The sequence below is a fragment of the Aliikangiella litoralis genome (assembly GCF_052495765.1).
Genome location: NZ_CP199292.1, coordinates 659,654 through 673,548, shown reverse-complemented (window position 1 = coordinate 673,548; position 13,895 = coordinate 659,654). Strand labels below are relative to the sequence as shown.

General features: G+C 34.1%; 10 protein-coding genes. All 10 read right to left on the bottom strand.

Going from position 1 to position 13,895, the window contains the following annotated elements; translation table 11 throughout:
• Window positions 1-61: 61 nt before the first annotated feature.
• The 10 genes from ACT5E3_RS02945 to purD all read right to left on the bottom strand — a co-directional run bounded on the left by ACT5E3_RS02945 (window position 62) and on the right by purD (window position 13,881).
• Complete coding sequence (locus ACT5E3_RS02945; RefSeq protein WP_444996826.1) at window positions 62-403, bottom strand: hypothetical protein; 342 nt, start codon at window positions 401-403, stop codon at window positions 62-64.
• Window positions 404-720: 317 nt separating this feature from the next.
• Window positions 721-2,598, bottom strand: coding sequence for a hypothetical protein (locus ACT5E3_RS02940; protein WP_444996825.1), 1,878 nt, complete (start codon window positions 2,596-2,598; stop codon window positions 721-723).
• Between the two features lies 1 nt (window position 2,599).
• A complete protein-coding gene (locus ACT5E3_RS02935; protein WP_444996824.1) occupies window positions 2,600-4,939 on the bottom strand; it encodes a hypothetical protein in 2,340 nt (779 codons plus the stop codon).
• The gene (locus tag ACT5E3_RS02930; RefSeq protein WP_444996823.1) at window positions 4,929-6,293 is read right to left on the bottom strand and encodes a BatA domain-containing protein; all 1,365 of its coding nucleotides are present in this window, start codon (window positions 6,291-6,293) and stop codon (window positions 4,929-4,931) included. The genes ACT5E3_RS02935 and ACT5E3_RS02930 overlap by 11 nt, the downstream gene beginning before the upstream one ends.
• Window positions 6,294-6,297: 4 nt before the next feature.
• Complete coding sequence (locus ACT5E3_RS02925) at window positions 6,298-7,206, bottom strand: DUF58 domain-containing protein (RefSeq protein WP_444996822.1); 909 nt, start codon at window positions 7,204-7,206, stop codon at window positions 6,298-6,300.
• Between the two features lie 8 nt (window positions 7,207-7,214).
• Complete coding sequence (locus tag ACT5E3_RS02920; RefSeq protein WP_444996821.1) at window positions 7,215-8,216, bottom strand: AAA family ATPase; 1,002 nt, start codon at window positions 8,214-8,216, stop codon at window positions 7,215-7,217.
• A 56-nt stretch (window positions 8,217-8,272) separates the two neighbouring features.
• Entirely contained in the window at window positions 8,273-8,977 is a 705-nt protein-coding gene (locus tag ACT5E3_RS02915; RefSeq protein WP_444996820.1) for a DUF4159 domain-containing protein, read from the bottom strand.
• A gap of 117 nt (window positions 8,978-9,094) precedes the next feature.
• Window positions 9,095-10,441 carry a TldD/PmbA family protein gene (locus tag ACT5E3_RS02910; RefSeq protein WP_444996819.1) on the bottom strand — a complete coding sequence of 449 codons (1,347 nt, stop codon included), beginning with the start codon at window positions 10,439-10,441 and terminating at the stop codon, window positions 9,095-9,097.
• 39 nt (window positions 10,442-10,480) lie between these two features.
• Window positions 10,481-12,109 carry a TldD/PmbA family protein gene (locus tag ACT5E3_RS02905; RefSeq protein WP_444996818.1) on the bottom strand — a complete coding sequence of 543 codons (1,629 nt, stop codon included), beginning with the start codon at window positions 12,107-12,109 and terminating at the stop codon, window positions 10,481-10,483.
• A 491-nt stretch (window positions 12,110-12,600) separates the two neighbouring features.
• Window positions 12,601-13,881 (bottom strand): phosphoribosylamine--glycine ligase, encoded by a 1,281-nt coding sequence (gene purD / locus ACT5E3_RS02900; RefSeq protein WP_444996817.1) that lies wholly within the window; start codon window positions 13,879-13,881, stop codon window positions 12,601-12,603.
• Window positions 13,882-13,895: the final 14 nt, after the last annotated feature.

The window sequence follows — 13,895 nt, the reverse complement described above, 5'->3', positions numbered from 1 at the left end:
GCGAGCTTACATTATTTAGCTTAGCTAGTGAACAAATACGCATATTAATGCTGTTCTAGACTTACTTGCTAATAACCAAATATTTCCCCCAACAGAGCGACGTAGAGTCATCGTACATAGCGTCAACAGTCATGCCAGTTGTAAGAGCGGTTAATGAACTAGATAGAAATGCCTTTACTCCATCATCGGTCATGCCAACTTGATCTTTATATACATAAATTGAAGAAGTTCCCGCATTAGTACAAGTAGGGTTGACTTCAGAATCAAAGTAAATAATTATTCCGCCATGCTCAACAATTTGAACAGATTGAATTTTTTTACCACCTGTCCACTTATTCTCTGCATTAACATTCGTAGTTAAAAAACAAAATATACATATGATAATAAAAATTAAATGACGCATTTTTTCTCCTTTTTATAAAACAACTAAAAATATTGTGCCCTACGGACAATTAATGAAACCTATTACTTTTGGGTAAAACAAATCATGTTTTGTCAACTTATTAGTCAGCCTAACCACCAACGAGCTCAGATTATGAGACAGAAAAATATTTAAAACTAGCAAAATTCAGCCAATCAATAGTAATATTCAGACAATTTAATGGAAATGAGGGAATTCGGTGATCGGTTTCACACAAATGTTAGCTTTATTGTGTATATTTTAAGCAGCTTTGCTCAAAAAACAGGCTAAAAAGTTCCACAAACAATATTGTATAAAATTTAATCAAATTTTCTTTCTAACCACAAAACAGTAGCACTGATCAAAAATAACCACCAGAAATACCAGGAGCTGATTGGTTTATAAGTTGCTAAAACATCTGTTAGCTGCTCTGGAATATAAGATGCTTGCTTAGCTAAAGTTGCTCTAATTTTTTCTTGCTGCTGAATAGCAGACCAACTAGTAAGTGATTCAACATAAATCCAACTCTGATATTTTTCATCTTTAGCTGCTATATGATACCAACCTGGCTGTCTTGGCCAAAAATAGCCACAATATTGTTTTTGATTAGCTAGATCTTGTTGCATTAATAGAATCTGTTCAGCTACATGCCGACTTTTATTTTTTGCTGATACCTGCATAATGGGCTCATCACTAAGTAAACAAAGTTCAGCCAATTGATTCACACGATAAAACGATTTATCTTTAGGCGGTAAAAAGCCAGCCTTCATTTGATAACGAGCAATATTTTTAATTAAATTTTGCCAATAATCGCTATGCAATGCTTTATTACCCGAGGTGACCCAACGATAAGTATCTCTAACGGTAGATAAAGCAAGTTGTCCATTGCCCAACTGCTTTTTCGCCACTAATAAATGATTATCTTTTGACCATACCAACAAGTTAAAACCTATTAACTGTTTTTCATTAATTGATAATTTTGCATTCAATCTGGACACTAACAGTTCTGATACAACATCCTTTTTGACAGATTGAGATAACCAATTTGGCGTAACCTCCAATGAACTAGCATTATCCTCATTAAAGGTTTGCAAAGAAAATCCTGTTAATAGAGCTGACTTTGTCCCTGCTTGTAGTAAAGCGCTATCAGCTAAAATCAACACCCCTAGCCCATTTCGAGTTTCTTTTTCTAGTATTTCTTTTTGATGATTAGTCAGCTCTGTTAATCCACGCCCATCAATCATTAACAAATCAAACTGATCAAACAATTGCTCGATATTATTCGTTTGATAAGAATGTTCGATATTAATACTTTGAGTAATATAACGATCCTGGCTGATTTTGGTTTTTGTTAATATTTTTCCTCCATGCTCCGCAGCCCAGTTTTGTAGCTGTTTAGTTTCAAACGAAGGAGAAGATTGCAATATTAAAATTTTTACTTGTGCATTGTTAGTCACATTGATTGAAACGGTTTCTTCTGTCACTAACTGCTTATTTGAGTTAAATACTTCTATTTTATATTGATGTAAGCCTGATGTTTTAGGTTGAGTGTTTAATGTAAAAATTTCATTGCCAAGCAATTGTTGTTCTTGCTCAACTTCATTAGCAGGATTGATGAGCCGCAGATGAAAAACTTTGTCTTTAGCTATGAATTGTAAACGTCCTTTAATGATTAGCAATTCACCTTGGTTAAGCTCACGTTGCCACTCTATGTCGACAATTCCTGAAAGTTTTTTTGGTTGAACATAATCAACTTGAATATTACCAAAGTTTTTCCATTGATTTTCACTAAGCCCATCCCCTAAAACTTGTAACGTCTGTAAGTTAGGATGATGATAGAGCAACTGTTGTACATTTGATAAATAATTTAAAGAAATAATTTTTTTTGAGTCGCTAGTATTGGACAAAGTATATTTAAGGTCATTTAACTGCGTTTCTCTTACAAAATTACCTTGTGTAATTAAACTCACACTTTCAGTTGATGAACCTTTTAAATGGGGCTTAAAGAGCAATCCTGTTAATGCAATCAATGCAAAACAGTTAAAAACGATCAAAAGCAGTTTGCGTGCTGCACTACTATTATTTAAACGTTTTATTCCAAAAAAAATAGAGATTAACAATGAGAACAAGCAGATAACAAATAATAAAAGAGTCACTCTATCAAAGTTTATTATTTGTATATTTAAAAAGTCAATCATACTAGTTTTCTCTTTTTAACTTTTTAATTGAACTCATATAATGTTGAAGCTGTTCATTATTAATAACTGAGTTATATTGTCTCAATTGAGGTAAGCTCATTGCTCTATCCATTAATTGCCAAAGTTTACTTTGCAGTTCGTCTAAACATTTTTCACAACCGGGTTCTCTTAATTTTTCAGCCATTATTAACCGCTCTACTTTAGTGGCATAGTTAATTAATGCAGATCTTTGTTTTGCTAAAGCTAATAATTTAATTTTTAACGCTATAAGTATTCCTTTTGCCTTATCATCTAGTACTTTATTTTCTGGCCAGGTTGTCAATAGTAAATAACTTTTTTTATAGATAGCTTGATCTGATTGATTATCTGGAAAATCAGTTAGTGCAATGTCATATGACACAATATCTTTTAATTCACCTTTTAATCGATTATCTTCTTTTACTGGTGGAGGCTCAAAGCCTAAGCGCTTAACATAGATTCTTTCAGCTTGTTTCGCTAATTTAAGATATTGATAAGCTTGATATTCATAAGGCAGCGCTTTACTTGGTTCAGACAACATCAAGTGCAATTCGGCCTGCCACATAACATTGACTGCTTTTTTCATCCAAGACTTAGGATCACGGCTCGATAAGGCTGCCACTTCAATGTCGTTATGTTCATGAGTAAACTGTGCAATCAACTGTTTTGCATTTCCCAAATGTTCTTCGCTATTGCTCTCATGAAAGTGCTCCACTTCAGAATGGCTTGAGCTTTTTCTATGATGATTTTTTTCATCTCCATCTTTTGAATGTTCAGCATCAACACCAGTACTCACTTCACCTTGAACAACCTCTTCTCCTCCATGATACCCATCAGCTAATCCATGTTGCTCACCAGGTCCTTCGCCAAACTCATCACCTAAGTATTGTCCATATTTTTGTTTTAAATCTGATTGTGATTGCCCTAGATCGATCGATTTTTCTTGAAATATTTTTTCAGACAAGTCATTTTTATCGGCTATTAATTGCTCTGTTTCAATAATGATTTGGCGTTGGCTTCTGAAATATTCTGGAATAAAATTAATTCTCAAACCTTCAGCCGCCATTTCAACCTGCTGTTCATCAAGCCAGCGAACGATCATAGAGGAAGACTTTGTTGTTAAGGGGGTGGGTAATTTATTATCGGTAACATGTATACTAAAGTAAACTTCATCACCGGGTTCCATATTTAGATCAGTCAACAACCAACGTTTTTTATATTCTCTGTTTAGATCACTTCCCTGATAAGATTCAAACTGAAATTTTTCATCTCTAAACTTAACAGCCTCTCCAGAACCTTTAGCAACTGAAGCAATGATTTCAACTTTATTAATACCAAAGTCATCATTAACAATAGCCGATATATCAAATAATGGTTTTTCTGTACGAGCAATTTCAACCAGGGTTTTATTAGGCTGAGTAATTTTGACTTTTGGACTTTTATCCAAAACGACTTCGATAACATAAACCCCAGCAATATTAGTTAACTCATCATGACTTGAATAGGCAATTCTATAAATAGCTGTTTGTTTTATCTGTTTAGTAAAAACAAATTCATTCTGTTTGTTTTTTTCTAAAGCATCTTTATTTCCACTACCATTAATAAGAAAATAATTTAAATTTTCATCAGAAAATTTAAAACGCCATTCAACAATGGAGTTTTCTATAATTTTAAGGTTTAAGTCATCTGTTTCAAAAGCCTTTTTTTGCGTATAAGCGGGAGGTATAACTTTTATTTGGCTATCAATTATCTTAATCGGCTCAGCTTTAACTTTTTCTAAACTATGCCTATTATTGACTAACGGTGCATTTATTAAAAAATAACTAGTCACATGAACCACTAATTTAATAGCACATGCAGCAAGCATACAGCAAACAAACACCTTAAACACATTAGAGATACTCAGCTTTGGCAGGCAGTTAAATAACGTTCCATTTTGATACAATATTTCAAAGTGATTAATGTTTTTTCTCTTTTGAAGAAGTTGCAATTGATTTAGTTCAGTATCTTTCTTTATTATTAAGTGAACACTTTCTTCAAAAACCTTTTCTTTTCTATTTAAATGTTCTAAAACACTATTTGAATTAACCGCTTTAACCTTCTCAAAATAATATAAAACAGCAAATAGGCTAGTAAAAACAATGAAAGCAATAAAAATCACATTCGCATGAGTGAAACTATATAGGCTCCAAATCAAACTACAGATTAAACTGACAGAAATCAATAGCGCATAAATAAAGCATCGCAACATCTTAGTTAGCTTAGTTCTATAAACCAACTTTGTAACATATTGCTCAATTTCACTAACAGTGTTATTTATCATTATGTACTAACACTTTTTTACTAAAACTTTTCAAAATAGCTTGTTGCTCTACTAATAGTCGTTCTATAAACCATAATAAGCATAAAATGATTAAGAGTATTTTTTCTAAGCGGTGTTCATATTTTGTTATTGGTATAGTTGATGGCGGCACGCTTAGTTCTTGTTGACTAACAACTTTACTCATATTGTTCAATGGTCTATTTAACAGCAAATCGGCTATTTCAACAGGAAAACTTACCTGTTCAAGCCAGTTATTCCAAACAGGATTAAAGCGACTACTGAAATAATAATGAATACCCAAACCATAATTTTTTTTAGATAGCACTATTTCGTTGTTATTGTCTCGATAAATAGTCTCACTAAGTTCACTGACTGCTAACTGTGTTTTTATAAAAATATTAACTGTATGATTAGCAGAACGAAAAGAAGAAGCTTTTCTTATTAGCTGATTGCCTTGGGAATCTTCAATTAAAAATGCACCTTTGTGTACCAGCATTAATATTTCAGGAATAACAGAATCACTTGAAAGCCAAAATATATTTTTTGCATGACTTTCTTTAACCTTGTTTTTTAAAGAAGAGTCTATCTTTAAAATGTCTAGTTGCCATTGTTGTTTATGAACACTATTTAAATAATTAAAGGCTACTTTCAGATAATTTAAATCCTTAGTTCGGTTTGTTTCATATAAGATAAGGACTTTGTTTGGTTTTAAATAATTGGAGTAACTATTAATGTCCTTATGAGTGAGTTCTTTTATATGCCATAAATAGTGATGATTTCGAAGCTGTTTACTTAACGCATAGTGATTCAATCTATTCGTAGCATAAATCACATTTTTAATGCCTACCTGAGGTTGATTATCTAACTCTGCGAGCAAGGTATCAATCTGAAAATACTGTTCTTTCTTGGATAAACTATGGTAGCTTTGTTTAAAAGCCGTTATATTTTCACGCTTAATTTGTGGTATTTTTTTAGTCAACCAGTAGAGCTTCGCTTTTTTATGCTGCCCCAACATTGTTAAAATTTCTTCATCAGATGAAAATTCAACCCATTCCGGCATGATATAGACTCTTTGTTCATCACTTTTTGATGAATAAATATAAGTAACAAGCTGACTCATAATCAATGCCAATGCAATAAGAATAAGTAACCTGATAATCAGTAGCAAAATTTTACTGAATTTAATTTCTGTTATTTTTATTTTTTTAGCTTGTTTTATTAATTCTATATTGCCAATAAGGACAATACGTCCTTTAGTACGATTCAGTAAATGAATTAAAACAGGTATGAGCAAACTGAATAAAGTAAGTAAAGCAACAGGCATTAATAAAGAAAATGAACCAAATAATTCCATTTTTTTAAACCACTTGATTGTTTCGATGTTTTAAATATTCAAACAATATCTTATCCATCGGTTCATCAATATTAAATGAATGAAAAGCTATATTATTGTCATTCAGTTGATTTTTTATTAACTTTTGATAGTTCTTATAATTATTTAAGTAAGTTTTTTTTATATTGTTAGGTGAAACGAGTAATTCTTCTTCAGACTCTAAATCTTTAAACCTTATTGCACCTTTGTAATCGAATTTAACTTCGTCCTCACAAGTAGCTTGCATTGCAACCACTTCTGTTTGCGCTGTTTTAAGTGTTGTAATGAAGTTGATTATTTCATCTTGTTTTTGATAAAAGTCACTTATGACAAATATGAGTGATTTCTTTTTAATTTGGCTTAATTGATTTTGAAGTTTTTCACTGTTAACAATACAGCCTTTAGCATCTGTTTTAGCTAGCAACACTAACAATTTCATCCAATGTTTTTCACTGGTGGTCGCTGGTAAAAAATTAACACCGCTATCAGACAAACTACAATAACCAATAGAATCACCTTGCTTTTGTGCAATATAAGACAGCGTAGCAATTAATGTTTTTGCATATTCAAGTTTATTCCATTGGTTAGCATTATTATTTGCAGATTCTGATTTTTGATGCATAGAATGACTTGTATCCAATACAAACCAGATATTAGTTTCACTTTCTCTTTCTGCTTCTCGAACATAATAACGATCACTACGGGCAAAAAGCTTCCAGTCGACTCGGCTTGGCTCATCACCTGGTTCATAAGCGCGGTATTGATTAAATTCAATCCCCACACCACGCTGCCTACTGACTTGAATCCCATGAAGAAATCCTTCAGCAATCGTTTTAGCGATTAGAGGAATATCATTCACTCTGGCTAAAGTTTTAGGATCGATATAGCGTTCCATTGTTATACTCAACTAATAGGGCTTACGGGTAACTCGGTGTTGGTCAGTATTTCTTCTATTAGCTTATCGGAGTTAACATTATCTGCTTCTGCCTGAAAGTTCAGTAATATTCGATGACGTAAAACAGCAGCCACAATCTGCTGAATATCTTCTATAATTACAGCATAACGTCCTGACAATAAAGCTTTCGCTTTTGCACATAAAACTAATGCCTGACCTGCTCTTGGCCCCGCTCCCCAACGAGCATATTTTTTAACCGCTTCAACCTGAGTTACATCTGGCCGTGTATTGCGAACTAGTCGAGTGACATAATGTAAAACTGAATCAGATATTTCTACACTGCGAACTAGCGTTTGCAGTTCAATAATCGACTCATCATTCATTAATTGGTTAAGTTTTTCTGTCGCATTTCCTGTCGTACGTTTAAGTATTTCAATCTCCTCTAATTCTGAAGGATACTCGACTTTAACAAACATTAAAAAACGATCAAGTTGTGCTTCAGGTAAGGGGTAAGTACCAGATTGTTCTACAGGGTTTTGTGTGGCTAAAACAAAAAAAGGTTTAGGTAACTGATAAGTTTTCCCTGCATAGCTCACACTTTTTTCCTGCATCGCTTCGAGTAAAGCAGCTTGTGTTTTCGGAGGTGTTCGATTAATTTCATCGGCTAAAAGAATATTTGAAAATACAGGCCCTTGTTGAAATTTAAAAAAGCGTTTACCAGTATGATGATCTTCTTCTAATATTTCTGTACCAATAATATCACTCGGCATTAAATCTGGAGTAAACTGTACACGATGAAACTCAAGCGCTAGAGTTTTTGATAAAGTACTAACCATTAATGTTTTAGCTAACCCAGGAACTCCTTCTAATAAGCAATGTCCTCCGGCAAGAATACAGATTAATATTTCTTCGATTATATTTTTTTGACCAACAATCACTTTGCTAATTTCATCAAAAACATCTGTCAACTTTGACAATTTATCTTGAATACTTTGGTCTATGTTACTCATCTCACCCATTTAGCTACCACTTTAAACCTTACTATCTAATAAAATATTATTCAAAACTATGAAGTCATTGCATAAATAACAATATTCACAGCAAACTGAGTATTGTCTACAGCCAAGAAACGCTTATTTCTAAAATCATAATCCCATTCACAACCTAAATCTTTATTACTGTATAAAACCGCAATACGTCCATCAATTTCAATGGCTTTTAAATAATCGTGAACTAAGTCATCCCCCCAACCATTTAATTCCAAGCTGGTATTAGGTGGACCATCGAACTTAAAAAAAGAGGTATAAATCGCATGATCATTAGGAAGCTTTTTTAATGGTTTATCAGGAAATATCTCCCTCATTTGCTTTTCAAAGCTTTGTGCAAACACGCCATCAATATCATGATTACAGTCATCAACAAATACAAAGCCTCCATTACGTACATAAGTCTCAAAATTTTGTTTTTCTGCATGATTAAACTCAACTAATCGATGTCCTGCCAAATAACAAAATGGAGAAATTAGCATTGCAGGATCAGCTAACGGAATGATTCGTTCATTAATATCAACTCGTAAAGTGGTATATTCAATTAATGAATTGAGCAAATTAGCTGGCATTCTTTCATCAACATCCCAGTCACCTGATTCATAACTCAAGCGGGTAAAATAAAAATCATACTCTTTTGTGTTTTTTGCCAATAATGTCGAAGGGACGATCCCTAAAAAAGCCCCTAGCGTAATCATATTTTTTAGACACTTTCTACGATTCAATCAATGCCTCTATCTTAATTGATAACGATTTATAGAGTAGATGTGACAATTAAAAAACTTGTCTCATTAATAATTGTCACTTAAAATCTACTGTAAAAATTAGCTACAGTACTTTACTTAAACAGCGTCAGATAAACTACTAAATGTAAAATCTCGAATTTTCATTGGAGGAACCATATTACCATTTATTCTGACAGGTTTTCCTAAAGCTTCGATGTTATTTAACATAACAATGGGACTTTCATTAAAACGAAAGTTTTTAACTGGATACTTAATTTTTCCATTTTCAATAAAAAAGGTGCCATCTCTCGTTAATCCGGTATATAAAAGTGTTTGTGGATCGAGTTGGCGGATATACCAGAGCCGAGTCACTAAAATTCCGCGGCGTGTATTTTTTATCATCTCTTCAAGACTATCATCTCCTCCAGTCATAATAAACTGTCCACTGCCTGATGCCGTAGGATTATATTGAGTTCCTGTTTTTTCTGCCCAATAGCGACTGTTTTGAAAATTTTCTATTTTGCCTTTTTTAACCCAATATGTTTTTTTAACTGCATGCCCATCACTGGCAAATGTAGCGGTTGGTACTTCGGAGTGATGCGGATCTGAATAAATATTAACCCTTTCATCAAACATTTTCATTCCTAGCTTATTTTTAGGGGCATCTTTTTCATCTTTTTTAGCTTGATAACTCAAAAAGCTTCTACCTTCATCTGCCGCTCTTTGTCCCATGTTATTAAACATATTACTCAACAGTTGTACACTAGCTGCTGGTTCTAGAATAACCGTATATTTGCCAGGCTCTAATGCTTTTGCACCTGCTGATTTAATAGACTTTTGGATCGCAATTTTTGAAGCTTTAGCCGTACTCAACTTGTTAACATCGGAGTAATCACGAGTAACCCAACCTGAACCTTTTCCATCTTCTGTTCTGATAGTTGCAGAAAAATTTACATTGGTTCCCACATTATAAGCAAACAGTCCTTTGCTATTCATAATAGCAGTCATATTATGAGAGTCATTAAAAAAACCGCTTGCTACAAGCTTATTTTTTTTAGAAGGAGCAATACCATCTTCAGCTGCTTGTGCACGATAAGCTGGTGTGATATTAGCTGTAGAAGAAAAATAAGTATTGGCTTTCGAATATTTTTGCGGCCCAAGAATATTCATATATTCCGGGTTTTCAGGTGCTAGTTTAGCGAGTTCTTCAGAGCGGCGAACCACTTTCTCTAACGACGCATCATCAAACTCATTAATTGTTGCAACACCACTTTTTTTACCATAGGTTGACTGTACCGCTAAGGTTAAATCACTAACTTCACCTGAAGTTGATACGGTATTACGCGCATAGCGTATGTTACCACTCAATTGCCCATTTAAATTACAAACACATTCTTCAGCATTTGAAAATGCTAATACTTTTTTTAATATCGCCTTTGCTTCTTTTTCCGATAGAATTGACATAGTTCACCTCATCAAATTTTTATTATTTTACACCCATGATTAAACTTTTCGTTTTGTATTTAACACATTGACATTATTAAAACGTGTTGTTGGGCAACCATGTGATACGGCACTCACTTGCGAAGGCTGGCCTTTTCCATCAAAAAATGAACCACCTAAACGATAATCCGATTGGCCTGCAAGTTGAACACAGGAATTCCAAAAATCTTGAGTATTTGATTGATAAGCCACATCTTCAATTTGATCAACAATTTTTCCATTTTTAATTTCATAAAAAAGTTGTCCGCCAAATTGAAAATTATAACGCTGCTGATCAATAGAAAAAGATCCTCTACCGGCAATGTAAATTCCATTTTCAACATCCTTGATTAAATCATCAGCACTTAAATCTTTTTTATTGGGACGAAGTGAAACATTTGGCATTCTTTGGAATTGAACATTACTCCAGCTTTGAGAGTAACAACAACCATGAGATTCATTTTGATCAATCATATGAACCTGATCACGAGTGGCTTGATAGTTAACTAAAACTCCATCTTTAACAAGATCCCATTCCTTAGTTTTAACACCTTCATCATCATAGCCTACATAGCCTAATGAATTAACTTGTGTTTTATCAGCAAATAAATTAACAATATTTGAACCATATTGAAATTTCTTAGAACGCCATTTATCTAAAGTAGCAAAGCTTGTTCCTGCAAAATTCGCTTCATAACCGAGAACACGATCGAGTTCTAACGGGTGTCCGACAGATTCATGAATTGTTAGCATTAAATGTGCAGGGTCAAGTACTAGATCATATTTGCCTGGCTTAACTGATTTGGCTTTGAGTTTTTTTTGTAATTCTTTACCCGCATTACTTGCATCTTCAATCATATCATAGGAATGATTGTAACCAACACCAGCTCCTTGAACGTACACTTTATCTTCTTTTTTTCCATCTAAATACTCAAACCCCATACCAACAGGATTACCTAGTGATGAACGTTGTTTGAAACCAGATTTACCCACCGCGCTAGCAAAGAAAGGAGCCCACAATCGATGCACATCTTGATCAATATAGGAGCCATCTGTTGATGCAAAATACTTTTGTTCGTTCACTAAAAATAATATTGATGTTATATAATTAGCTCCGTTTTTCATCGCTGCGTCATTAACTTCTAACAACATGTCTGACTTTTCTTTAATTGGGATCTCGAACGCATTTTTTTTGATTGGAGTTTGCCAACTCACTTCACCAACACCTTTTACAGGTGCTAATTTAACCGGTTCAGTTTGAAATTTAGCATTAGCTTTTGCAATTTCTACGGCCTTACGAGCCGTTTTAGCAATACTATCTGGACGCATATCAGAGGTTGCAGCAAATCCCCAAGTACCATTAGCAATCACTCGAATACCAATACCTGCCGATTCAGTATTGACAATGTTATTGACTACTTTTTCGCGTGTTGTAATAAATTGATTAAGATAACGGCCTATTCGAGCATCTGCATAACTGGCACCAACCGATTTTGCAGCATTTAAAGCAACATCAGCTAATTGTTTTTTTAACGCAACATCCATCGGCTTATCAAGCAGTTCTGCTGCGGTAACAATGTTGCCTGTTACGGGAAGGATAAGAGCACCTGCACCCGTGCAAGTCAGCTTGACAAAATCTCGCCTTTCCATTGTGTTCACCTCTTTTGATTTAATTATTTGGTTTATCAACCATTTATTTTTAGGTCAATCCAGGTTTGGTTTTTTTATTATATTGTTACTGATTAAACCAATTGTTTGAATAACTCTGGATGGATAGAGCACGAATAGTCTACTTTTTAAGCATTAAAGGCAATATTGAAAATGTAAGAATCTGTATAATTCCCTTTATCTGACAACTCAAATTAAAAGTAATAGATAACCAGTTAGTGACTATGAATTCTTTTAGTTTCAATTAATTAGAAAAACAATATGAATAATTTTTATCAGTTATTCTTGGAGAAATATTTTTTAAGAAACACCAATGTATGTGTAAATTGCAACTAATCTAATTTAAATTAAACACGTAATAGTAATTTTTATAGGAATACAGTTTAGCAAATAAAATGTAGAGACAAATTAACCTTTGATTTTGTGTTGTGGCGAGTATACATTAGATACTCGCCTAATAAAAAGTCGATGAACTATTGTTCACGTTTTATTGCTCTATGAGCAATATCATCACGGTAATAAACATCATTCCATTCGATTGTTTTAACTCTTTGATAAGCTAGTGCTTGCGCATTTGAAACAGTGTCACTCAATGCAACTACACACAAAACTCTACCTCCGGAAGTAACAACATTACCTTCGCTTTGTTGAGTACCAGCATGAAATACTTTGGTATCGGCTATCTCTTGTTCAAGACCACTGATTACTTCACCTTTAGCATACTTATCGGGATAGCCACCAGCAGCCATAACAACACCAACAGCAAACCTTTCATCCCACTCAACCGTTGCCGTATCTAATTGTCCATCGATTGCGGCCAAACATAACTCACAAATATCAGACTTTAAACGAGATAAGATTGGCTGTGTTTCTGGATCACCAAAACGACAGTTGTATTCGAGTACTTTGGGTTCACCTTGTGGAGAAATCATGATTCCGGCATATAAAAAACCAGTATAAGGGTGACCTTCTGCGGCCATACCTTCTACGGTAGGCACAATAACTTGTTGCATAATTTTGTCATGCATTTCTTGTGTAACTACTTGTGCAGGAGAATAGGCCCCCATGCCGCCCGTATTAGGTCCTTTATCACCATTATCACGAGCCTTATGATCTTGTGACGTCGCTAGTGGTAATATATTTTTTCCATCAACCATAACGATAAAGCTAGCTTCTTCACCAGCTAAAAACTCTTCAACAACCACTCTATGTCCAGCATCTCCAAATTTATTACCCGCTAACATATCATCGATTGCATCAAAAGCCTGTTGTTTGGTTTGCGCGATAATAACGCCTTTACCGGCAGCAAGACCATCGGCTTTTATAACAATAGGAGTACCAACTTTTTCAACATAACTTTTAGCCGCTTCTATCTCTGTAAAATTTCCATAAGCCGCAGTGGGAATGTTATGTCGTGCAAGAAAATCTTTAGTGAATGCTTTAGAGCCTTCTAGCTGAGCAGCATCTTTAGTTGGACCAAAACATTTTAATCCTGCGCTATTAAAACGATCAACAACTCCCAAACATAAAGGCGCTTCGGGCCCAACAATTGTTAAGCTGATTTTTTCTTGTTGAGCAAATGCCAATAATTCATCGATGTCTTCAGCTTTTATATCAACGTTTTGCAACTTATCTTCTAATGCCGTACCCGCATTTCCTGGTGCAACAAAAACTGTTTTTACAACATCTGACTGAGCAGCTTTCCAAGCCAAAGCATGTTCGCGACCACCGCCACCAATAATTAAAATTTTCATAATTTTTTCCATCC